General features: G+C 51.5%; 19 protein-coding genes and 1 pseudogene. 15 read left to right on the top strand and 5 right to left on the bottom strand.

The window, feature by feature from the left end; genetic code table 11:
* The first annotated feature begins 96 nt into the window (after window positions 1–96).
* Together K3T83_RS03410 and K3T83_RS03405 are read left to right on the top strand one after the other, a co-directional pair.
* Entirely contained in the window at window positions 97–1356 is a 1260-nt protein-coding gene (locus K3T83_RS03410; protein ID WP_220201571.1) for a multidrug efflux MFS transporter, read from the top strand.
* A gap of 453 nt (window positions 1357–1809) precedes the next feature.
* Window positions 1810–2877 (top strand): nitrilase-related carbon-nitrogen hydrolase, encoded by a 1068-nt coding sequence (locus K3T83_RS03405; protein ID WP_220201570.1) that lies wholly within the window; start codon window positions 1810–1812, stop codon window positions 2875–2877.
* A 73-nt stretch (window positions 2878–2950) separates the two neighbouring features.
* Here K3T83_RS03405 and K3T83_RS03400 read toward each other — a convergent pair whose 3' ends face one another.
* Complete coding sequence (locus tag K3T83_RS03400; protein WP_220201569.1) at window positions 2951–4093, bottom strand: enolase C-terminal domain-like protein; 1143 nt, start codon at window positions 4091–4093, stop codon at window positions 2951–2953.
* A gap of 237 nt (window positions 4094–4330) precedes the next feature.
* Between K3T83_RS03400 and K3T83_RS03395 the strand changes: the two genes are divergently transcribed.
* From K3T83_RS03395 to K3T83_RS03360, 8 genes are all read left to right on the top strand, one after another.
* Window positions 4331–5830: a serine/threonine-protein kinase gene (locus K3T83_RS03395; RefSeq protein WP_220201568.1), complete on the top strand. Its 1500-nt coding sequence runs from the start codon at window positions 4331–4333 to the stop codon at window positions 5828–5830.
* 149 nt (window positions 5831–5979) lie between these two features.
* The gene (locus K3T83_RS03390) at window positions 5980–6489 is read left to right on the top strand and encodes a MarR family winged helix-turn-helix transcriptional regulator (RefSeq protein WP_220201567.1); all 510 of its coding nucleotides are present in this window, start codon (window positions 5980–5982) and stop codon (window positions 6487–6489) included.
* A 12-nt stretch (window positions 6490–6501) separates the two neighbouring features.
* A complete protein-coding gene (locus K3T83_RS03385) occupies window positions 6502–7326 on the top strand; it encodes an enoyl-CoA hydratase family protein (protein WP_268963434.1) in 825 nt (274 codons plus the stop codon).
* 3 nt (window positions 7327–7329) lie between these two features.
* Window positions 7330–8514 (top strand): acyl-CoA dehydrogenase family protein, encoded by a 1185-nt coding sequence (locus K3T83_RS03380; protein WP_220201565.1) that lies wholly within the window; start codon window positions 7330–7332, stop codon window positions 8512–8514.
* Window position 8515: 1 nt separating this feature from the next.
* Complete coding sequence (locus K3T83_RS03375) at window positions 8516–10141, top strand: AMP-binding protein (RefSeq protein WP_220201564.1); 1626 nt, start codon at window positions 8516–8518, stop codon at window positions 10139–10141.
* A 74-nt stretch (window positions 10142–10215) separates the two neighbouring features.
* Window positions 10216–12501: a bifunctional salicylyl-CoA 5-hydroxylase/oxidoreductase gene (locus K3T83_RS03370; protein WP_220201563.1), complete on the top strand. Its 2286-nt coding sequence runs from the start codon at window positions 10216–10218 to the stop codon at window positions 12499–12501.
* A gap of 35 nt (window positions 12502–12536) precedes the next feature.
* Complete coding sequence (locus K3T83_RS03365; protein WP_373324577.1) at window positions 12537–12926, top strand: RidA family protein; 390 nt, start codon at window positions 12537–12539, stop codon at window positions 12924–12926.
* A gap of 67 nt (window positions 12927–12993) precedes the next feature.
* On the top strand, window positions 12994–13983 hold the full coding sequence (locus tag K3T83_RS03360) for a Gfo/Idh/MocA family protein (protein ID WP_220201561.1): 990 nt from the start codon (window positions 12994–12996) through the stop codon (window positions 13981–13983).
* 93 nt (window positions 13984–14076) lie between these two features.
* On the opposite strand, the pseudogene K3T83_RS57775 reads toward K3T83_RS03360, so the two are convergent.
* A pseudogene (locus K3T83_RS57775) lies at window positions 14077–14250 on the bottom strand (helix-turn-helix domain-containing protein); the annotation flags it as partial.
* 100 nt (window positions 14251–14350) lie between these two features.
* Here K3T83_RS57775 and K3T83_RS03350 point away from each other — a divergent pair.
* On the top strand, window positions 14351–15277 hold the full coding sequence (locus tag K3T83_RS03350) for an alpha/beta fold hydrolase (RefSeq protein WP_220201559.1): 927 nt from the start codon (window positions 14351–14353) through the stop codon (window positions 15275–15277).
* A 66-nt stretch (window positions 15278–15343) separates the two neighbouring features.
* Here the strand turns inward: K3T83_RS03350 and K3T83_RS03345 are convergent, their stop codons facing one another.
* Both K3T83_RS03345 and K3T83_RS03340 read right to left on the bottom strand, forming a co-directional pair.
* Complete coding sequence (locus tag K3T83_RS03345; RefSeq protein WP_220201558.1) at window positions 15344–15556, bottom strand: hypothetical protein; 213 nt, start codon at window positions 15554–15556, stop codon at window positions 15344–15346.
* An 86-nt stretch (window positions 15557–15642) separates the two neighbouring features.
* Window positions 15643–16080, bottom strand: coding sequence for a nuclear transport factor 2 family protein (locus tag K3T83_RS03340; protein ID WP_373324576.1), 438 nt, complete (start codon window positions 16078–16080; stop codon window positions 15643–15645).
* 320 nt (window positions 16081–16400) lie between these two features.
* Here K3T83_RS03340 and K3T83_RS03335 point away from each other — a divergent pair, with 320 nt between their 5' ends.
* The 4 genes from K3T83_RS03335 (at window position 16401) to K3T83_RS03320 (ending at window position 21330) form a co-directional block, all read left to right on the top strand.
* Window positions 16401–19604 (top strand): winged helix-turn-helix domain-containing protein, encoded by a 3204-nt coding sequence (locus K3T83_RS03335; RefSeq protein WP_220201556.1) that lies wholly within the window; start codon window positions 16401–16403, stop codon window positions 19602–19604.
* Between the two features lie 201 nt (window positions 19605–19805).
* A complete protein-coding gene (locus K3T83_RS03330; RefSeq protein ID WP_220201555.1) occupies window positions 19806–20030 on the top strand; it encodes a DUF8691 family protein in 225 nt (74 codons plus the stop codon).
* 35 nt (window positions 20031–20065) lie between these two features.
* Window positions 20066–20386, top strand: a complete 321-nt coding sequence (locus tag K3T83_RS03325) for a DUF1330 domain-containing protein (RefSeq protein WP_220201554.1) — start codon at window positions 20066–20068, stop codon at window positions 20384–20386.
* Window positions 20387–20499: 113 nt separating this feature from the next.
* On the top strand, window positions 20500–21330 hold the full coding sequence (locus K3T83_RS03320) for an alpha/beta fold hydrolase (protein WP_220201553.1): 831 nt from the start codon (window positions 20500–20502) through the stop codon (window positions 21328–21330).
* Between the two features lie 99 nt (window positions 21331–21429).
* Here K3T83_RS03320 and K3T83_RS03315 read toward each other — a convergent pair whose 3' ends face one another.
* Window positions 21430–22326: a class I SAM-dependent methyltransferase gene (locus tag K3T83_RS03315; protein WP_220201552.1), complete on the bottom strand. Its 897-nt coding sequence runs from the start codon at window positions 22324–22326 to the stop codon at window positions 21430–21432.
* Window positions 22327–22770: the final 444 nt, after the last annotated feature.

Genomic DNA, 22770 nt, shown 5'->3' with positions numbered 1-22770 from the left:
TGGCTGCGTGTTTTGGTATGCCTTGACATGAATAATATTCTAGAATATTATTCTAATAATGTGAATGAAGACAGAACAGAAAGAAGGCTTGTTGTCGTGCCTATCTGGAAGAGGAACTTGTTAGTTTGCTGGTTTGGCATGTTTGTTACCAGCGTAGGGATGAGCCAGATTGCTCCCGTTTTGCCACTGTATATCAAGCATCTGGGCATCGATAATTCTGCATCTATTGCTCAGTTGTCGGGACTTGCTTTTGGCGTGACCTATATTATTTCTGCCCTTTTTTCCCCTCTCTGGGGTCTAGCTGCGGACAGAGTTGGTAGAAAACCTATGCTTTTGCGCGCAAGCCTTGGCATGGCGGTCGTGATTTGTAGCATGGGCCTGGCGCAAAATGTCTATGAATTGGTTGGCTTACGGCTTTTACAGGGGATAATCACAGGATACAGTACTGCCTGTACAACCCTTATCGCCACGCAGACGGAGAAGGAACACGCTGGTTGGGCTTTAGGCACCCTTTCCACTGCCAGTATTGCGGGTGGTTTGCTTGGTCCTATCATTGGAGGAGGGATAGAAGAGAGCCTCGGATTGCAAAATGTCTTTTTTCTCACCGGGGCACTCTTGCTAATAGTTTTTCTCACCACCATGTTTTTTGTCAAAGAGTCATTTACTCGTCAGGGGAAAGAGATGCTACAGATGAGAGATATCTGGCAGCGTATTCCAGACAAAAGCTTGACAGTGGTCTTATCTGTGACCTATTTTATCATTACGTTAGCCCTCTATTCGATTGAGCCAGTTGTGACCATTTATGTGACGCAGCTTACCACTGATATGACTCACGTTGCATTGTTAGCTGGAATGGCGTTCTCAGCTTCGGGACTGGCGAGTATCATTGCGGCCCCAAGACTGGGGAAACTTTCTGACAAAATTGGGGCGCAGAAGGTTATGCTTATTGCGTTGGTGGTGGCAGGAGTCATTTTTCTTCCCCAGGCGTTTGTCCAGAATCCCTGGCAACTGATGGGGCTGCGCTTTTTGTTAGGATTGGCCGTGGCCGGGTTGAATCCTTCTGTCAATGTCTTGATCAAAAAAATCACCCCTAGTGCTCTGACTGGAAGAGTTTTTGGTTTCACCATCTCAGCAGGCTATTTAGGCGTCTTTGGTGGCTCCGTTTTAGGTGGACAGGTGGCAGCCTGGTGGGGGATCAGATACATCTTTTTTATTACCAGCGCCCTTTTGCTGCTCAATGCTGTGTGGGTGTATGCTACCATGTTTAGAAAATTGAACAGACAAGAAGAAGCAATATCTCAAAATGAACGATCTGAGGGAATTACGGCCTGCAATAGAAGTAATAGAGGTGATTGAAGAAAAACAGTAGGGACCATTAATAACATTTGATAAAAAGGCGGCTCTTGCTCATCGTCGTATTGGACAATTAGCGTTTTCTAACGATATACTGTTTGGGAAAACGGTTATGGTTCTTTGAAACAGGAGGAGATTGATGACCACTGTTCCTCAATCGCATAACTTGGAGCAGGTCTCCTCTCTTTCCCTTCTTTGAACGTCTAAACCCGCAGGTACTTGACACTATTTGTGGGAGATCAGTCTCATTCCAATCTCCCAACACACTCTCATCAATCACCCATCTAATCACCTATCCTGGTGATGTCAATTCACTTAGCATCTGGCTATACTCTCCTTCAAGAGAGATAGTCACGCGACTCTCTACCGTATCTCGTTTCTGAGGAAGGTATAAACTCCTCAGTAGTCAATGGATAGATGGTTCTATCCGAATGACGACATTCAGAAGGAGTAACTATGATTAAGCCCTACACTGCTGTTGGACTCATTCCCACTGTGCGTGGTATCCGCACACGCGCCGATATCGGGCACAACCTCGAACACCTCTCTCATCTGGTCAAAGCTGCTTCGTGGCTCTCAAGCCTTGATCTTCCGGTTAGATTGATTGCTATTCCCGAGGGAGCTTTGCAGGGCTTTAATGACGAAGTGCTTGATCTCGATCATGTCCAGTTTGCCCGGGAATGTGCAATTGATATTCCCGGTAAGGAGACGGAGGAACTGGGCAAGATAGCTCGCAGCAATAACGCGTTTATTATGGCCCAGGCCAAAGCGCGCCACCCTGAGATCAAAGACCGCTTCTTTAATGTTGGCTTTATTTTGAACCCGGAAGGCGAGGTTATCTTGCAACACTACAAGGTCTCGCCGCTCTTTCCTGTTGAACACTCAGTCTGCCCGCATGATATCCTGGATTGGTGGATTGAGAGATATGGCCGCAATTTGGATGCATTCTGGCCAGTTATAGATACTGAAATTGGCCGTTTGGGGATTATGATGGCAAACGAGGGTTCGTATCCTGAGAATGCACGTGCTCTTGCCATGAATGGTGCTGAAGTGGTGTATCGTGCTTCCTATCCTCATCCGGCTACTGGCAACGAGATGTTTGAAATTCAGAGCCGTGCGCGTGCGCTCGATAACAATATGTATGTCGTGGCCCCCAATATGGGAACCTATTACCTCCACGCGGAGGATAATACTGCTATTGATACATTCGGTGGGCGTTCTTTCATCATCAATTATAAAGGGCAGATTGTGGGCCGTCAGGAGTATGGCGCAGGTTCAACCTATGTGGCTGGTGTGATCGATATCGAGGCGCTGCGAGACCATCGCGCACGCGCTCAGTGGGATAATTGGATGAAGGATCTGCGGACGGAGTTGTATCAGTTGCTCTATGAGCAGCCTATTTATCCGAAGAATCTCTATCTGGATCGCGAGCCGATGAAGCATGCAGAGTATCGCGAGAAGGTCATTCAGAAGCAGATCGACTTGATGCATGAACGAGGGGTCTGGGTCAAGCCGGAGCGTTAGTTATGTGAGCAGGAAGATGAACTCGGGCGAGGCTACACGCGGCCTGATTTCATCTTCCTGCTCCTGGTATACCCTACGCTGAGAAGGCGAAGCCTGTTTCTCTAACAGTGCGCTGGAAGATCTCCTCATCCAGGGCGAGGCCAAATCCAGGCGTATCAGGCACCAGGACAGATCCTTCAGAGATACTATAGCCAGATGTATCAAGTCCAGAAGTCGTCGCCTCATCCCATTCAACGAAGGTTAAGCCGCGAACGGCCCCTGCCAGGTGCGCGGCTGTATAGTTGCCATAGTGTGTGCCGTAGTGATGAGGTGCTGAACGTGCATTCCACTCATCGAGGAGTTTACCTGTCGCCAGCCAGCGCGTAAATCCATGACTCATGATATCGTACTGCATCACATCCACTACGCCCTCTTTGGCCCATTCCAGCAGATGTGGATCGGCCTTCCCTTCACCATCGCTGATCAGCACAGGCAGCTGATGTTCTTTGAGCCAGGTGTGCAGGTCACGGTACAACACATCATCCTCATGAAACGCCTCTTCAATCCAGAAAATATCGCATGTTGCCGTTTCCGCGAGAACGTATTTGGCCAGATTTAAGTTGTAGCCGTTGTTGGCATCTATCATGATCTTTACCTGCCGCCCAAGTGCCTCCCGTATCGCCTGAATCACAGCGATATCGCGCCGGGTTCCTTCCTCCAATGGTAGGTGCCGTGCGCCTCGACCCACTTTTACCTTGAAAGACCGATGCCCTCGCTCATAGCCCTCACGTGCTTCAGCGGCAAGCCATTGTGCCGCTTGCTCATGCGACGACAGGTGAAGATCGTCAAAATACAGTGAAGTGTCATAACAAGGGACGCGGAGGGACACAGGGGCATTAGCTCCCGTCATCGTTGCGACCATTGCATACACTGGCAACCCAGCTCGCTGCCCAACCAGATCCCAGAGGGGATAGTCAAAGCGCTGCCACGCATCAAGCACTCCCTGTTCGGGGGCAAACACGGCATTCAGTTGCATTCCAAGCAAGCGTGAAGCTGCTTGCCGATCAGTGTTGCACCAACCAAACCCTTGAGAACCGTCTTCTGTCGTCAGACGCAGCAGCGGAACACGTACACTGCTCCCATGCTCAGAGAGACGAGCATTGTAACCAGCAGGGCGGGGCCGTTGCCCCTGGAGGCTTCCCCATTCGACAGCAATAATACGTGGATTCTCCACCATAATCCTCTCGTTTCCTTCTAGATTGACCGCTTCGCGAACTCCTCACGTGATCGTACGACATCTCATCCTATTATCGTATTTTCATCTAAATACAGCAAGCTTCCCTTTAAGCTAACCTCTTTAGAGATTTTCATGAGATTTTTCCCAATCAGATTGACAAGTATACCAATATCCTCTATGCTTAGGGCGGAATTAGAGAATTAACATACACAAACAATATTTATTTGATAGAAGAATATGGGACAAGGCACCGTTCACAAGAGCCTGGGGCGTTATCAGATACAGCGACTGATTGGTCATGGGGGAATGGGTGAGGTTTGGCTGGGTGAAGATCCGCGTTTACATCGCCAGGTCGCCATCAAAACGCTGCCAATCCACTATCAGCAAGATCAGGAATTTTCACTGCGTTTCGACCGCGAAGCGCGAACTGCTGCCGCTCTCAATCATCCTCATATCCTATCCATCCATGATTATGGCGAACAGTTGTTGTCTGACAGCGGGCAGGTGATTACCTATCTTGTCATGCCCTACATAGATGGTGGCTCGTTGGCGGATCAGATAAAACTAGCACAAACGGAGCAGAGGCTTATTCCTCAACATGAAGCACTGGCGTATCTTTCTCAGGCGGCGGAAGCCATCGATTATGCTCATGAGCAGGGCATTGTTCATCGCGATATTAAACCGGCAAATATGCTACTGCGTCCAGATCATTGGCTCTTGCTCTCCGACTTTGGTATCGCCCGCATGCTTACCCAGAATGAGGAGATTACTCATCCTGGGGCAGGCATCGGGACACCAGAATATATAGCCCCCGAGCAGGCTCTAGGCAAGGCAGAAGCCGCAAGTGATATCTATAGTTTGGCAGTGATCGCTTATCAACTTTTCACTGGACGACTCCCCTTCACTGGCGAGACTGGCTATGGCGTAGTTGTTCAACACCTTACCATGCCTCCTCCTTCTCCACATCAGATGAACCCCTCCCTTTTACCATCTGTGGAGGAGGTCTTGCTACGCGGTCTAGCGAAGAACCCGGCACAACGTTTTCCATCAGCTCGTGCCTTTGTTGCGGAACTGGAGCATCAGGTAAAAGCTGCTCCCCTACAATTAGGTTCCGCTGACTATCAACAGACTACACCTCTCAGCTCATCCCTGGCTGTTACTTATGCCGATAGAGAACAAACGGAAGGGCAAGACAATCTCAATACTTATCCCACCATACCAGCAAAGCATTTGAAGCTATCTGCGACCCCCAGGAAAGCACGTCGCACCTTTCTTCTTGGTGGGGTTGCCACGCTCATCACACTAGCTGCGGGTGCAGGAACCTGGGTAGCCATACGTGAGAAGCCCTTTCAGACACCGGACAAAGTTGTGACGCCAACGACACCGCAGCAGCAGCCGACTCCAACCGCCCCTTCACCTTCTGGATCTGCTTGTCGCTCAGCTCCCTGGTCCCTGATGATCAGTAGCTCCGCTATCGGTTCGGCCACCTTTACCACGTCGCCCTACTGCGATAGAGTTATACGATACTCGCTAAGGGAAGCACTCCCCTCTCCTGTCGAGGTCGAAGTACGGATTGGTACTACAGAGGGGATCTATAGTAAGTGGATACGGGCCGGTGCTGTTGGCGAGCAAAAATCCCTGCTGACGAATATTCCCTCTGGCACAGACTTTCATATCGAGGGAAGGGTGATCAACGCTACCTCAGCTATCCTGGTAAAAGGCACTATCTATTATTAATGTGTCTTTTTCAAAATTTACCCGATTACTACCGCGCATTTTGAGAGCTATTTGACTCCTTAATAATTGACATTTAAAATATTTTGACCTAAACTATCAAGAGTGGATGATAGAGCAAACCGTCTCATGAAAGGAGCATTGACAACACAATGGCCTCTCACGAAGCTTCTTCGATATCTGATCTCTCTTCTTATGGCGAGCATGTTCTGGAGCAGGATACAAAGCACGACACGCTGCGGTTGTGGCTACGATTGCTCAGTTGTACAACGCTCATTGAGAATCAGGTGAGCAGCCGGTTACGGAGCGAGTTTGAGACCACGTTGCCGCGCTTCGATCTGATGGCACAACTTGTACGTTCTCCAGATGGCATGAGCATGAGCGAGTTGTCACAGCGGTTGATGGTTTCAGGTGGCAATATCACGGGTATTACCGATAATCTGGAGCGGGATGGTCTGGTTGAGCGGATTACTCCGCCAGGAGACCGGCGTGCCAAATTAGTTCATCTTACCCCGAAAGGTCGTGCGGTTTTTGAGCAGATGGCGGAGGAGCATGCAACCTGGATTAAGAGCTGGATGGGGGGGCTGACAGAACAGGAACAGCACCAATTGTATACGTTACTGGGGACATTGAAACGGCATGTCAGCGCCTCATTGGAGTAACAGAAGTCCTTTTTGAGGACGAGGCTACATAGAGGAGCAGAACTCATGGCTGAGAACTTCTTATGGCAGGTGGTGGGCAATGTTGCTACCATCACATTACATCGTCCCGAGAAAAAGAATCCACTGACATTTGAGTCATATGCGGAGTTGCGGGATCTTTTTCGTGATCTCGCCCATGATAGTGAGATCAATGCTGTTGTGATTACTGGAGCAGGAGGCAATTTTTGTTCCGGCGGTGATGTGCATGAAATTATTGGTCCACTGACGCGTATGACAATGCCTGAATTGCTGCAATTTACGCGCATGACTGGAGAACTGGTCAAGTTTATGCGAGCGTGCCCTCAGCCAATTATTGCGGCCATCGAGGGCGTATGTGCTGGCGCGGGAGCTATGCTAGCGCTCGCATCGGACTTACGGTATGGGACGCCGGGGAGCAAGACCGCGTTTCTCTTTACACGTGTCGGGTTGGCAGGCTGTGATATGGGAGCCTGCACGCTCTTACCCCGTGTTGTTGGACAGGGACGAGCCGCAGATCTTCTCTATACGGGGCGTGTACTCTCAGCCGACGAAGGATTGCAGTGGGGATTCTATAATGCGATCTATCCTTCAGAGGAAGTCCTGGTCAGGGCACAGGAGATGGCTGCTCGCCTGGCTGCCGGGCCGACATTTGCTCACGCGATGACGAAAAAAATGTTGCACCAGGAGTGGGCTATGGGGCTGGATGAGGCGATTGAGGCCGAGGCGCAGGCGCAGGCTATTTGTATGCAGACCAGGGACTTTCGTCGTGCTTATGATGCATTCGTTGCGAAGGAGCAACCGATCTTCAAAGGAGATTGATCGATGCAATCAAGCGAGCCATTGAGCAAAGTATATGATCTTCCATTTTTTGACAATGTACATCGTCAGCTTGTCCGCGATCTTTCCTGGTGGTGTGGTGCCAATCTTGCGAGAGGTGAGCGAGAAGACGAGGATGTAGATATAGATGCACATTGTCGCGCCCTCGTCACAGCATTAGGAGAGGCGGGCTGGCTGCGCTATTGCGTACCGGCAAACGTGGGTGGTGTATTTCCTCAGCTAGATGTACGTATGCTCTGTCTAATCCGCGAAACGCTTGCCTATCATGAAGGGCTGGCAGATTTCGCCTTTGCGATGCAAGGTCTGGGCAGCGGCGCGATTACACTTGCAGGAACGCCTGAGCAGCAGCAGCGTTATTTGCCTGGGGTTGCTGCGGGGAAATTGATAGCTGCTTTTGCGCTCTCTGAACCCGAGGCCGGATCGGATGCGGCTGCACTGACGACCACCGCGACACGCACAGACAATAGTTATTATCTGAATGGAATCAAGACGTGGACTTCTAATGGAGGCATTGCTGATTTTTATATTGTTTTTGCACGCAGCAAGGATGTGGCAGGTCCGAAAGGTATCTCAGCTTTTATTGTACCAGCAGATGCGCCAGGTCTTTCGATTGTAGAACGAATCACTGTCATTGCACCACATCCGCTGGCAACGCTGCGCTTTGAGGAGTGTCGGGTGCCAGCAACGAATATGTTGGGGGCTGAGGGTGAGGGATTTAGAATTGCAATGCAAACGCTGGATATTTTTCGTGCTTCGGTAGCGGCGGCTGCAACGGGGTTTGCACGTCGGGCGCTCGATGAAGCTGTGCAATATGTGCAACAACGCCGTATGTTCGGTCAAATGCTTGCGGATATGCAAATGACTCAGGCAAAACTTGCGAACATGGCAACGGCTATTACAGCAAGCGCACTGCTGACCTATCAAGCGGCATGGTTGCATGATGTAGGAAACCACGTAACAAAGCGCGAAGTGGCGATGGCAAAGATGACAGCAACGGAGTCGGCTCAGAGGGTGATTGATGATGCGGTTCAGCTTTTTGGTGGGCGTGGTGTACAGAGAGGACAGATTGCTGAGCGTCTGTATCGAGAGATCCGAGCATTGCGCATTTATGAAGGAGCCACGGAAGTGCAACAGTTGATAATCGCTCGCTCACTTCTAAAGGAGGGATGAAATGAGTGTTTCTGCCCATCATGACACATTTGTTCTTGATCATATGCCTCCTCGCGATCAGTGGCCCGACCTCATCTTTACTATTCCAGAAGTGCAGTATCCAGATCAACTCAACTGCGTGACTGAATTGCTCGATACCTGGGTGAGCCAGGGGAGGGGTGATGCTCCGGCGATCTTTAGCACTGGCGGGATGCTGACCTATAAGCAACTTCAGGAGCGGGTGGATCAGGTGGCCCATGTTCTGACGGCGGATCTGGGTTTGGTTCCCGGCAATCGTGTGCTGTTGCGAAGCCCGAACAACCCTATGCTGGCAATCTGCTGGCTCGCGGTGGGGAAGGCTGGGCTGATTGCTGTTCCAACGATGCCACTCTTGCGTGAGAAAGAACTGGTGGAGGTGATTGAAAAGGCCCAGGTTGGTACTGCTCTGTGTGATAAAGCGTTTGCCGCTGAATTGCAATCTGCACAAAAGCGATGCCCCATGCTGAAGCAGATAATGTATTTCAACGATACTCCGAGTACTGGACTGGAGGAGCGGATGTCGATCTGGCGTGAGCCATATGATGCGGTTGCTACTGCTGCCGATGATCCTGCACTGGTTGCCTTCACCTCTGGTTCGACGGGCAAACCAAAGGCAACGATCCATTTTCATCGTGATATCATGGCGATCAGTGATTGTTTTCCCAGATCGATTGTTCAACTGTCGGCGAATGATATCTGTATTGGAACACCTCCGCTAGCTTTTACCTTTGGGCTGGGTGCTCTGTTGACGTTTCCTCTGCGTGTTGGTGGTGCGACGGTATTGCTTGAGAAGTTTACGCCTGAGAGCTTATTGCAAGCGATCAAGGATTATCATGCTACTGTTACGTGGTCCACTCCGCTTTTCTATCGTCAGATGGCGGGGATCGCTAGCAAACAAGGTCTGCCAACCCTGCAAAAGAGTGTGTCGGCGGGCGAGGCATTGCCTGTCTCAACGCGAACGCTCTGGAGAGATGCGACTGGTATTGAAATCATTGACGGCATTGGCGCAACAGAGATGTTACATATCTTCATTGCATCTGCTGGTGCGGAGGTCCGGCCAGGAGCGACAGGGAAGGTCATACCGGGTTATGAAGCATGCATTTTTGATGCGAATGGGCATGTGCTGCCAGCGGGAGCGATTGGACGATTGGGCGTGAAGGGGCCGACCGGGTGTCGTTATCTGGATGATGAACGTCAGCATGCATATGTGCAAAATGGTTGGAATCTCACAGGTGATGTCTATCTGATGGATACTGATAGCTATTTCTGGTTCCAGGCGCGTGCAGACGATATCATTCTGACCGCAGGATATAACGTTGCAGGACCGGAGGTCGAGGAGGCTCTGTTGATGTATCCTGCCGTGGCGGAATGTGCTGTTATTGGAGCACCGGACGAGGTGCGCGGTACGATTGTGAAGGCGTTTATCGTGCTCAGGGACGGCTATGTAGGGGATGATGCAATGAAACGAACATTGCAGGATTTTGTCAAGCAGAGTATTGCACCGTATAAATATCCACGTGCCATTGAGTTTTGCAGTGCGCTTCCACGCGCTGGTACTGGGAAGGTTCAGCGTTATAAGTTGCGGCAGCAAGAGCAGGGCAAAGTCTGACAGCATGAAGAAGTGATAGAAGAAGCGAGAGAATGAGGGAAGCATCCATTTGTGAGCAGAGGGAGTAGTGTGCTATGCGGATTGTCTGTATTGGTGGAGGGCCGGCGGGGTTATACTTCGCACTCCTTATGAAAAAGGTCCGACCAGAGGCAGAGATTACCGTTGTGGAGCGAAATCATCCCGATGATACCTTTGGTTGGGGAGTGGTTTTTTCTGACCAGACGCTTGGTAATCTCGCTCACGCCGATCCTGTGAGCTATGAGGCCATTCGCGGGAGCTTCTATCATTGGGATGAGATAGATGTGCATTTCAAGGGGCGCACGATAACCTCTGGTGGGCACGGCTTTTGTGGTATTGCACGCAAACGATTGCTGAACATTTTACAAGAGCGCTGTGCCAGATTGGGTGTCGAGCTGGTTTTTCAGACCGAAGTGATCGACGAATCTGTGTATGCTGACGCTACCCTCATCGTGCTGAGTGATGGCGTGAATAGCGCTATTCGTAGCAAATATGCGGACTATTTCCAGCCGAAGATTGAGCGGCGTCGTTGCAAATATATCTGGTTAGGAACGCATCGGCGCTTTGAGGCGTTTACTTTCGCCTTTGAAGAGACGAAGTGGGGATGGTTTCAGGCACATGCATATACTTTTGAGAAGAATGCTAACGATTGTTACACCAGCACATTCATTGTCGAGACGCCGGAGGAGGTCTGGCAGCAGGCCGGGTTGGGTGATATGACTGCGGATGAGTCAATTGCCTTTTGCCAGCAACTCTTTGCGCGCTATCTAGATGGGAATCCACTGCTGAACAATGCGCGCCACCTGGCGAATCCCTGGCGAAATTTTTTACGGATTACAAATGAGCGTTGGGTGCATGACCATCTGGTGCTTTTAGGGGATGCTGCACATACAGCTCACTTCTCTATCGGCTCGGGAACGAAGCTAGCTCTGGAGGATGCTATCGCGTTGGTGCAGGCGCTACAGCACTCTGATGATATCTCGGCAGCGTTGCGGCAGTATGAGGCAGAGCGGAAAGTAGAGGTCATCAAGCTACAGAATGCGGCGCGCAACAGCACCGATTGGTTTGAGAACGTGAAACGCTATACAGCTTTTGAAACAGAGCAATTTGCTTATAGTCTGCTGACTCGAAGTCAGCGCGTTTCACATGAAAATCTACGCTTGCGCGACAAGGAGTATGTTGCGAGCGTTGAGACGTGGATAGCACAACGGAGCGGGCAACCAGCACGAGCGATACCCCCGATGTTTACGCCGTTCCGCTTGCGAGGGTTGATATTGTCTAACCGCGTGGTGGTTTCGCCGATGGCAATGTATTCCTGCCAGGATGGGACACCAGACGATTTCTACCTCGTGCATATGGGAAGTCATGCTCACGGCGGAGCGGCTATGGTTTTCACGGAAATGACGTGTGTTTCGCCGGATGCACGTATTTCGCCGGGTTGTGCTGGCATGTATCGGGCAGAGCATATCGAGAACTGGAAGCGCATAGTCAGCTATGTGCATGCTCGTACCCCTGCAAAAATTGCACTTCAGCTTGGGCATGCTGGACCTAAAGGATCTACTCAACGTGGGTGGGAAGAAGCTGACGAGCCGTTGCCTGAGCATAACTGGCCGTTGATTGCGGCATCTGCCGTACCCTATGGTCCACACAATCAGACGCCGAGGCCAATGACGCGTGCAGATATGGATCGGGTACTGGAAGATTTTGTGCGTGCAGCCCGCTGGGGAGAGGAGTGCGGTTTTGATTGGCTCGAATTGCACTGCGCACACGGGTATTTGCTCTCAAGCTTTATCTGCCCTTTGACGAATCAGAGGAATGATGAGTATGGTGGTTCTCTAGAAAATCGTTGTCGTTACCCGTTAGAAGTCTTTCGCGCTATGCGTGCGGTCTGGCCTGCTCATAAGCCGATGTCGGTACGTATATCGGCGCATGATTGGGCACTGGGTGGAAACACTCCCGACGATGCGGTTGTGATTGCGCAACTTTTTAAGGAGGCGGGCGTTGATCTGATAGATGTGTCGTCGGGGCAGACGACGCGAGAGGCCAGGCCGATCTATGGACGTATGTATCAGACGCCCTTTGCTGACCGCATTCGCAACGAAGTAGGGATTGCGACAATGGCAGTCGGGGCCATCTTCGAGCCAGATCATGTCAATAGCATTATTGCCGCAGGGCGAGCAGATCTTTGTGCCCTTGCGCGTCCCCATCTGGCGGACCCCTTCTGGACGCTGCATGCGGCGGCGCAGCTTGGTTATACAGATATGATCTGGCCGCAACAATATCTCAATGGGAAGGCACAACTGGAACGGAACCTCGGGAAAGGAGCTTCTATAACGTTATGAATGTTGATGAGCAGCAGGAGAGTGATGGCAGGCGAATGCAGATCCTCCAACCATTTGGATGGATGCGTCCACGTGGGTATAGTCATGCGATGGCCGCTTCCGGGCGGCTGGTTTTTATCAGCGGCCAGGTGGGATGGGATGAACATTGTCACTTCCAGACAACAGATTTTGTGAAGCAGGCGCGGCAAGCTCTACAGAATATAGTGACCATACTTGCTGAAGCTGATGGGAGGCCAGAACATATTGTACGGCTCACGTGGTATGTGATAGATAAGCAAGAGTATCAAGCAGCCGGCAAGGAACTGGGGATGGTCTATCGTTCAATGATGGGTCAGCATTATCCGGCAATGACGGCTGTACAGGTGGCAGCGCTGATGGAAGATCAAGCGCGTGTTGAGATTGAAGCGACCGCTGTTATACCATAGGGATGAGCGCTTCGCAGATGGGTTGTAGATGAGCGTGTTCACAAAAGATGTCAAGAGGAGATGTATTATGGAAGAGGTTATTGGTTTTGGTTTTATTGGAGCGGGTAGCGTTGCATATTTGCATGCCAGTGCTATTGCTGCTCGTGCAGATGCTCGTTTAGTCTGCGTGTATGATGCGCGGGAGGAGCAGGCACAATTGCTGGCGCAGGAGTTTGGCTGTCGTGTCTCTTCGACTATTGAGGAGCTACTAAGCGATCCTGACGTACAGGCGGTATCGGTACTTTCCCCATTGGAGTTCCATCGGGAACACGCATCGCTGGCGCTGGATGCAGGCAAGCATGTGTTACTGGAAAAACCTGTTACAGCGACCCTCGCCGATGTGCAATATTTAGAGCAAAAAGCACGGACAAGTGGTAAAGTATGTATGCCTGCACACAATTATATTTATGCACCAGAACTAAGGCGTGCCCGTCGTCTGATTGCCTCAAACACATTTGGGAAAGTAGTGAGTGCCTGGATTATCTATACACTGCATCATCCACGCGAGGTGGCAGCAAAATATCCTGGTGTCCTGCGTCAAATAATGATTCACCATTTCTATTCACTGCTGTATCTTTTAGGGAAACCTCTTTGTTTGACGGCTTTGGCTAGTGAGACGAGGTCGATAGAGGAGATGTTGCAGCGAGAGGATCAGGTCGCATTGTTGCTAAAAATGCCGGGAGGCGCACTTGTCAATCTTTTCGCAAGCTTTGCGACAGATGATCAGACCAGTGAACCCTGGACAGTTACTTATAAGATCCTGGGAACCGAGGGAGGAAGCGTCTATAGCTGGCGCGATGCAGTCGTCATGTCGCCACGAGCGGGGTTATCCTGGCGCTACATTGCATATGAAGAAAGCTTTCAGCATGAGATTGAGTATTTTATACAGCACTGCATCCGTAATGGAGAGGAGCCTCTTTCAACGTTGCAAGATGCGGTAGATGCGCAGTTGTTACTTGAGTCAACTGAGGAGGCATTGCAAAAGGGTGTGACCGTCAATCTTGTATGGGACCATTGATTCTGGCTGGTAGAAGCAAAACGGCAGCAGGTCTGCGAGACAATGTATCTAAGGGGGGTAGCGCTATTGTCCAGAGAAGGCAAGCGTTTCGCCTCACAACCGTTGCATGTCCCGTATGGGAGGGATGTCAAAGAGACTCTTATATTCGCGATTGAAGTAGGAGGCGTCCTGGTATCCGACACGATAGGCCACCCTCGTGGTATCGAGGTCTTCCTAGAGCATGAGACGACGCGCCTCCAGGAGGCGCAACTGCTTCTGGAATTGTAAGGCTCAGCGCTGTGACCGCCGCCTGATTGATACGGCGGCCTCCTAATGGCAATTTGGAGCCGCTTCTCATATATACTGGTCTGAGAGAAAGAGGAATGAAATGATGGATGATTTCACTACTGTCGAGATCCAGACAGGTGAGACGAGCATTTTCGTACGCACAAAAGGATCTGGGCCGCCGATCCTCCTGTTGCATGGCTTTCCGCAGACCTATTTGATGTGGCGCAGCGTCGCACCATTGCTTGCCCGCCACTTTGCCGTGGTCTGCGCCGATCTGCGCGGCTACGGGCGCAGCAGTTGTCCATCCTCCACCCACACCCATGCGCCCTATTCCAAGCGAGCTATGGCACTAGACATGGTGAAGGTAATGGAGCAGCTTGGATTTGTGCACTTCTCGGTTGCTGGACATGATCGTGGCGGTCGTGTGGCCTATCGCATGGCACTTGACCATCCTGATCGTGTTGATCGGCTCGCCGTTCTCGATGTCTTGCCGACGGAGACGGTCTGGGAGCGAGCTGATGCCGGGTTCGCACTTGCCTTCTGGCCCTGGTCATTCCTCGCTCAACCTGAACCGCTTCCAGAGCGCATCTTGGCGGCGGCCCCCGAAGCCATCATCGACGATGCGCTCGGTGGATGGGGTTCTCCTTCATCTGTCTTCTCTCCAGAGGTCAGAGCTGCCTATGTGCAGGCTCTTCGAGATCCTCGCCACACACATGCCATCTGTGAGGAGTATCGAGCTGCCGCAACCATTGATCGCGAGCATGACAGGGCGGACCGCGCAAGCCTGCGTCGGATCATCTGCCCCCTCCTCGCTTTGTGGAGCGCCCGTGGGCCACTTGCTACCTGGTACGCTGAGGAGGGCGGACCCATCGCGCTTTGGCGAGTCTTTTGCGATGAGGTTGTCGGATACGCTCTGGATGCAGGGCACTTTTTCCCAGAAGAGCTTCCACAACAAACGTCCGATGCTCTGGCCCGCTTCTTCAGCGAAGCCTCTTCGAGTCGTCTCGACAAAACAGAGCCGCAGTAAGTAGCTGGCAGAGAGATCAGCAGGTACGTGATGCTCTCTGTTGTTTCTCGCCTGGCACATGCAGGCCTATGATGGTGCTGCCTTTCCAACAGCATAACGTTTTGGCGCTGGCTCCCCAACGCGCCTGGTTCGCCTTGGCTTTTGGGGGGTAGAGCCTTCGACCTCAAGCGGTTTTGCCGATGCTTCGCTGGTGTATCGTGTCTCCCCTTGCAGGTAGGTGACAACCAGCGCGTATCGTTCGTTGGCCTGTCGGAGATATTCAGGGCGAGCTTTTGGCAAGCAGTGATCTACTTCCTTACCAGGTATGTTATCGAAGTTATCAGTCATGGACCAGACTTAAAAGTTGAGATCCATGACCGACCAATTTATTCTCTGTGTCTGAGCCAGGGATAGCGTGCCACATCAGCCCCAGCGTAATCTGGATCGAGGTAGATAAAGAGGCGTTGAATCTTGAAGTCGCGAATCTCGAAGACATCGCACCAGCGTCCAGCATGTGTCACGCCTGCCCGCCATTCTATGCCATCTGCTGTCATCCCAGAGCTGGTTCCCTCCACCACCACTTGATCGCCATTGATGATATAGTTGAAGTAAGCATAATCATGGCGAATGGCTTTCAGAATACCTGCTATATCTGAAAATGCATGCTCAATCTCCTCTTTCCCGTTGGCGAGTCCCCATTTGGGGAAGTAGAGTTGAGCGTCTTCTGCGAACAGGTCAAAGAATGGTTCTCCTCGGTCGAGTCGCTTCAGATATTCCAGCGCAACAGATTTACGCTGTTCCTCAGTCATCGTCTGCTGTGAAATGGTCAAGATATTTCCTCCAAAGAACTATTTCAACAAGAGCCATCATCATGGAATACAGCCAATAAGCATCATCCGCTTCATAGTATACAATATATAAATGTATGGGTATATGCGCTCGACAAGGATATGAAGATGTGCATGTGTTCCTGGTAGGTATGAGAACAGAGGCAATGCTAGTAGTTCGCCACGTTTTAGGCGAACCGCTGAAGAGCGACAAGAGTTCGTCGTTTGTGTGCCTTGTTCATCAGTTCGGCATGTGATACACTCCTTGCTGTTGGGTGCAAAAAAGTCAAGGGAAAAACACACAGCAGAAAGTGTCCATGCCAAAACGATCACTTCATCGCCTTATTTGGTCCGCAGAACAACAGCGCTATGAACTCTCTAGTGGAGGAAACCTTCAGCAACACTTTACCTTACATGACGAGCAGAGCTGGCTGAATTGGCTCGGTGAGCAGACCTCTTTTGCCTTTCATGGCCGGTGCGGGCATTTGAGTGTAGTCAAGGAGGAACGGGCACGTGGCGGAGGATACTGGTATGCCTATGGCACCGGGACGGCAGGCAAGAGGAAACGCTATCTTGGCCCGACATCGAAGGTGACGCTGGTACGTCTGGAGGAGGAAGCAGGGTCGCATGTGGCTTTTTCTTCCCCTCTCCAAAACAAGGCTCAGGAGCTTCTGGCAATTGAACACGAGGCGTCTTTCCGTTCAGAAGCGCTGCCATCTAGTTTCTCGCTGGCACCCATCACTTCGCCTCAACAGGTTCCGCTTCCCTTGCTCGCCTCTAAACTCTCACCCCCACAATTTTTGGGAACGCTGATCGAGCGCGAACACTTACATGCGCGGCTGGAGGAGGCGATTGGTCTCCCGTTGACACTACTTTCCGCTTCCGGCGGTTGGGGAAAAACGACGTTGCTTTCTGCGTGGGCGAGGCGGCAGTCCCGCGCGATTGCCTGGCTCTCGCTCGATGAGATGGAGAGCATTGCTGTGCGCTTCTGGAGTGCCGTGATCTCTGCTCTCCGCACCTGCCATGCCAGTATCGGCGCGACAGCACTGACTTTGCTATACTCGCCACAGCCCGTGCCCCTTTCGCTCGTCCTGACCTCCTTGTTCAATGAAATAGCCAGCCTGAAGGGAAGCATAGTGCTTGTGCTGGACGATTATCATCTGATTGCAGATGCAGCCATTCACGAGTCCATGCTGTACGCGCTTGAACACCTGCCCGTCAATCTGCGTCTGGTGCTCTCCACTAGGGTTGATCCTCCTTTTCCGCTCACTCGTCTGCGTATACGTGGCCAGTTGAGCGAGATTCGTGACTCAGATCTCCGCTTTCGAGCCGATGACACTCGGCATTTTCTGGTCCAATGCATGGGGCTGCCCCTTTCGGAGACGGAGATCGGCATTCTGGAGAGCCGCACCGAGGGCTGGATTGCTGGGCTGCAACTTGCTGCTCTGGCGATGCGTCAGCGCGAGGATCACGCAGTCTTTGTCCAGACCTTTGGAGGCAGCCATCGATATGTGCTGGACTATTTTCAGGATGATATTCTAGCTCATCTGCCACCAGCCGCGCAAGAGTTTCTGCTCCAGACCGCTATCCTCTCGCGCTTGCATGCTCCACTCTGTCAGGCTGTGACTGGCGAAAAAGCCTGTCAGGAACTTCTGGAAGAACTGGAACGAGAGAACCTCTTTCTCGTTTCCCTGGATGAAGAACGGCGTTGGTATCGCTTTCACGAACTGTTTCGCCAGACCCTCCTCGCGCGCCTCACCATGAGCTATCCCGAACGCGTGCCTGTGTTGCATCTGCGCGCAGCTTACTGGTACGAGGCACAGGGAGCCCTGCGCGAAGCCCTTGCTCATGCGCTTTCCGCCGCAGACTTCGTCTATGCCGCAGATTTGATGGAGCGCGCGGCAGAAGAGGCATGGACCACAGGAGAAGCGCGTACTGTTCACGAGTGGATTGAAATGCTGCCGGATGAGGTAGTATGTGCTCATGCATCTTTTGCGCTGGTTGCGGCCCTGCGTCTGCTGCACACTCTCTTTGGGGCCTCAGATGAGCAGCAACGAGGGGCGGTTGGACACACGATTGATCGGGTGGAGCTGCTGATACGAGAGGCGGTCCTGACCGAAGCGGAGCAAGAACGTTTGCGTAAGCGCGTACGCCTCTTTCATCTGTGGAGTGCAGCCAGTCAAGCCATCCTGGGCCGAGATATGGCGCAACTCCAGCAGCGTAGCCAGGAGATGCTACCGTTGGCTAGAGAAGATGAGATCATCTGGCAACTGGCTCCTCTTTTCGTCAATGTCATCTTTTGCGTGAATGGCCTGGAAGCATGTGATGCCCTCAAAGCAGCTCTGCTGGTTGCAGGACAACAAGCGGAAAAAACACAACAGCACTACGAGTGGCTGCGAATCAGAGAGTGGTTGGTGCTGATCCTCTGGGAAACAGGAGACGTGTTTCAGGCTGAACGCGAGTGCCAGACACTCCTCTCGCTGTTACAATTGGAGGGGAATCAACAGACCTCCATTGGAGGCTATCTCTCCCTTACCCTGGCCCGGATCTGTTGGGCCTGCAATCGGTGTGAGGAGGCGTATTCTCGCCTCTCTCACGCGCTCACCCTTGCGCAGAACTGGCAGTATCGGGCTTTGCTCGCGGAGTGCTTTGAATGTAAGGTGGTATTCGCCCTTGATAGAGGTGAACTGGAAGAGGCGGGGCAGGCATTGCAAACGCTGCGACAGCTGATTCAGGAAGGTGGAATCGCTATTCGTTTGCCTCAGGAGGAAAGCGTTCAAGTTCGGCTCTGGTTAGCACAAGGGAACCTTGCGGCGGCGGAAGCCTGGGCCGCGCAGACCCGCTTCGACCAGGATAGGCCCATAGACGCTTTCTCCTGGGAAACCTCCCTGTCGCTAGCTCGCGTGCTGCTCGCGCAGCACGCCTATGCAATTGCTCTGTCAATACTAGAGCGCCTTGTGAGCGATGCTGAACAAGGCCAGCGACTGGAGCGGGTTGTGCAGGGACTTTCGCTTCAGGTAGTTGCTCTTGTAGGTCTGAAGGAGCGAGAGCTGGCCAGGAAGCTTGCGATACACCTGCTCCAGGTGGCACAGCCCGGGGAACTGGTACGCGTTTTCTTACAAGCAGGCGAACCCATGCGTCGAACGCTGCAACAGCTTTCTGCCACGCGCACAATGACAACGACGCTGCCCAGAGAGATGGAGGATCATCTCGCGCGCGTGCTGAAAGCTTTTGAGCAAGAGGAGCGGCAACGCCTTGTCCTGGTGTCACGTTTGCCTCGGCAAAGAGGTGTGAGCCTCTCGCCTGATGCCGCCCATCCTGTAGTCCATGAACCCCTCAGTTCTCAGGAGCAGCGTGTACTGCGCCTGCTCGTCGCTGGGCATACCTATGCAGAAATGGCCCGGGAGTTGATCGTTTCTCCCAACACTATTAAAACCCAGGTGAGTAGTATCTATCGCAAGCTGGGAGTCAATCGTCGCGCCGAAGCCAGCCTCATTGCCCAGCGACTTCACCTGCTCTAACCTCTACGTGCCCTTCTTTTCCCAGCACTTCTTAACACAATAGGTGCTCCTCTTTTCACCTACTTGTACATAACAATGCACCCAACATCAGTCCGCACATCACCTTCTTAATCGCGAATTCAGGCGAAGGCAAGATGTCGCTTCTCCGGTTATACTTCTTTGCGTGAGGTGTGGAGCACCACCAGATCAGGAGGAAAAAGGATGCAAGTACAGATCAACGTGAAAGGGCACCTGGCCCTTTTCTGGCAAGAGTGGTTTGAAGAACTTCAGATTACCCATCTGGAAGACGGAACATCGCTCCTAACAGGAAGTTTGCAGGATCAGGCAGCTCTCTATGGGGTGCTCTGGAAACTCCGTGAGCAGGGGATCGCGCTGCTCGCATTCAAGAGCGGCCCTTGTTTGACGCATGTTTCCTGTCTCGGTTAGAAGGACGGGTAAAAAATGGACAAAGGAGATGATACATGGCGACGTATGCTGTAGCTCGATTATGGGATGTTGTAATGGGTTCTCAAATAGTCCAGTACTTGGAGGGGATTGACGCGACGCTTGCCCCTTTTCAGGGACGTTTTCTTATTCATGGTGGAGACGCCGAGAAGCTTGAGGGGAATTGGACAGGAGGTCTGATCATTATCGAGTTCCCAGATCGACAACAAGCTCAGGCCTGGTATCACTCAGAAGCTTATCAAAAGCTGCTTCCTTTACGCCTGTCCAATGCGAAAAGTGAAGTGATTCTGATTGATACTGTACCAGATGATCATAAAGCCACAGATGTTCTCAAATGAAAGATCCTACAAATGCAGGTCGCTTTACGACAGCTCGCCTGCTTGTTGCTGATTTCCTATAGTACATTTATTGTATTCTGGCGATACGACTTTCAAAGAAAGAGGGAAAAACGATGCCATATATTCAAACGAGTGATTCCACTCAGCTCTATTATCGGGAATGGGGTACAGGTGCCCCCGTACTCTTCGTTAGTGCCTGGGGATTTAGCGGGGCTATGTGGGAGTATCAGATGTTGTATCTCTCCGCACATGGATTGCGCTGCATTGCCTTTGATCGTCGCGGGCATGGCCGCTCGGATGATCCTGGACGTGGCTATGATATCGATCAGCTTTCTGAGGATCTTGCAGAGGTGATCGCTCAACTCGATCTGCGCGACCTGACCCTGGTTGGAAACTCAATGGGTTGTGGTGAGATTGTCCACTACCTTGCCCGCCACGATACCAGTCGCATTGCTCGCGTTGTACTCGTAAGTGGTATCACCCTTGGCATGCTTAAATCAGCAGACAACCCACAAGGATTTCCCAGGGAGGCTTCCGAGTTCGCCATCGCGAGGATGCAGCTGGACCGCCCGGCGTACATGACGGATGGCGCGATCAAGTACTTCGGTCTTGGTTCGACGTGGCCGGGACCACCACAGCTTTCCGCAGAGATGGTGCAATGGGCTATCCGGCTCATTCTTGAGTGTTCGCCCAAAGCTACCATTGAGTGTTTCCGTACCTCTGCGCAAACCGATTTCCTACCCGATCTGCCCTCATGTACGGTGCCAACACTGATTCTTCATGGGGAGAACGATCAAATTGCTCCTCTGAACCTATCTGGACGCAGAACTGCCCAGGGCATTGCCGGTAGCGAACTCAAAATCTACCCTGGCGGGAGCCATGGCATGTTCCTCACTCATAAGGAGCGCCTCAACGAGGATTTGCTGACCTTCATTCAAGGCTAAGTTGCCCTGTGAGGCCACTTACGGAAATCCGGGTTCTCAGGCTTTCAGGGCTACCTGCCGTCAAGGGAACGTCAATCCGATGTGGGGTAGTATCCAAACTTATGTATCATGCTTAGTATCTGGCGCAGGTCTCTGCTCGCCAGATACTGGCTTCGTGCCGTAGATACAGAGCACAGGCCATCTTCCAGTAAAGCTTTGCATGTATAATTCAATAAGCATCTGTGTATACAATTGGTTGATTTCTTTCCGCGTTACGAGTTCAGCTGCAAGTAAAAGGGGCTGGACTTGCGAGTAGATCATTTCTGTATTGTGAAAGAAATCAGCCCAGGAAGCAGCCTCGTCAGACACATCCACGAAGTGAGTTGTACATCGGACGTGTTGAAAACCTGCTCGGTGGAGCAATTGAGGGAGAATCAGCGAGGAGTCGAGCATGCCTTCATCAGAAGATACGCAATATCCGGCCAAACGTTTAGCCTGTCTCAAAAGAGTTGTAAGGCGAGCAAAAGCAGGGCTGTTAGTTTCTATCACTCTATCTGTATCGATAAGGTAAAGTAGTCCACCAGGACATAAAATGCGCATACATTCTGAGATGAGAGATACCCAGTCGTCGCCATGAAATACCCCGACCGGAACATGAGCATGAATCAGATCGAAGGTATTATCCGAAAAGTCGAGTGGTTGGGTCATATCCATCACTCCGAAGGAGGCGTTAAAGCATTGTTGCGTGCGTGCCCGCGCCCAGGCATACTCGATCATCTTCTGGCGAACATCAACGCCTGCCACTTCACATTCGGGATGGTCAAAGGCGATATCCAGCACCCAGCTACCCGGGCCACATCCCAGGTCAAGAACGGTATGTAAGTTTGGGAGATTCGTCTCAAGTAGTCCAGGTAAGATACCTCCCATCGCTGTAGTCAACAAACGATCTAAATTGATCAAACGGGCAACCTCTACTGCGGTATCAGGATAGAAGCTGCTGGCGTCGGTCATCTGCATTACTAGCCCACCGTGTACATATATATTTCAAGTATGGCTTTCTTTGCCTGGGTCTTACCAATGAGCGGTTCTAACCGTTTCCGATATGCGTCGATCTGGTTATATTTGTGAGAAATAATGTCGTGTCTCGCCGTTATTGCATAACCAGTCAACCCCTGCTCCATTGATTGGCACTCTAACTCAATTAAGCGCCGAAGACGAGCTATTTCGCTTTCTCCCATAATATCCATTCCTGACAACAATGAACTTCATGCACTAAGGTTGCGTAAAACCTTCTCTTGCAGAGAAGAGAGAATGCACGCAGATCTTAGTGTGGAGAGAACTACAACAAAATCGCCTTTCCAAGATTACGCGAACAAGTAGTAAATTACATCATGAAAACTATGGAATTCTCTACAGAGAAGATGAGGGGACATTTCCTAAAAATTAAGGGGATACTCTGTA

The organism is Reticulibacter mediterranei, from assembly GCF_016587455.1.
This window is presented reverse-complemented; position numbering and strand designations above follow the sequence as displayed.

Coding starts and splice junctions, on each gene's coding strand:
- K3T83_RS03405 (WP_220201570.1), top strand. CDS start 1,810: ATGATTAAGCCCTACACTGCTGTTGGACTCATTCCCACTGTGCGTGGT.
- K3T83_RS03400 (WP_220201569.1), bottom strand. CDS start 4,093: ATGGTGGAGAATCCACGTATTATTGCTGTCGAATGGGGAAGCCTCCAG.
- K3T83_RS03395 (WP_220201568.1), top strand. CDS start 4,331: ATGGGACAAGGCACCGTTCACAAGAGCCTGGGGCGTTATCAGATACAG.
- K3T83_RS03390 (WP_220201567.1), top strand. CDS start 5,980: ATGGCCTCTCACGAAGCTTCTTCGATATCTGATCTCTCTTCTTATGGC.
- K3T83_RS03380 (WP_220201565.1), top strand. CDS start 7,330: ATGCAATCAAGCGAGCCATTGAGCAAAGTATATGATCTTCCATTTTTT.
- K3T83_RS03375 (WP_220201564.1), top strand. CDS start 8,516: ATGAGTGTTTCTGCCCATCATGACACATTTGTTCTTGATCATATGCCT.
- K3T83_RS03370 (WP_220201563.1), top strand. CDS start 10,216: ATGCGGATTGTCTGTATTGGTGGAGGGCCGGCGGGGTTATACTTCGCA.
- K3T83_RS03365 (WP_373324577.1), top strand. CDS start 12,537: ATGCAGATCCTCCAACCATTTGGATGGATGCGTCCACGTGGGTATAGT.
- K3T83_RS03360 (WP_220201561.1), top strand. CDS start 12,994: ATGGAAGAGGTTATTGGTTTTGGTTTTATTGGAGCGGGTAGCGTTGCA.
- K3T83_RS03350 (WP_220201559.1), top strand. CDS start 14,351: ATGATGGATGATTTCACTACTGTCGAGATCCAGACAGGTGAGACGAGC.
- K3T83_RS03335 (WP_220201556.1), top strand. CDS start 16,401: ATGCCAAAACGATCACTTCATCGCCTTATTTGGTCCGCAGAACAACAG.
- K3T83_RS03330 (WP_220201555.1), top strand. CDS start 19,806: ATGCAAGTACAGATCAACGTGAAAGGGCACCTGGCCCTTTTCTGGCAA.
- K3T83_RS03325 (WP_220201554.1), top strand. CDS start 20,066: ATGGCGACGTATGCTGTAGCTCGATTATGGGATGTTGTAATGGGTTCT.
- K3T83_RS03320 (WP_220201553.1), top strand. CDS start 20,500: ATGCCATATATTCAAACGAGTGATTCCACTCAGCTCTATTATCGGGAA.
- K3T83_RS03315 (WP_220201552.1), bottom strand. CDS start 22,326: ATGCAGATGACCGACGCCAGCAGCTTCTATCCTGATACCGCAGTAGAG.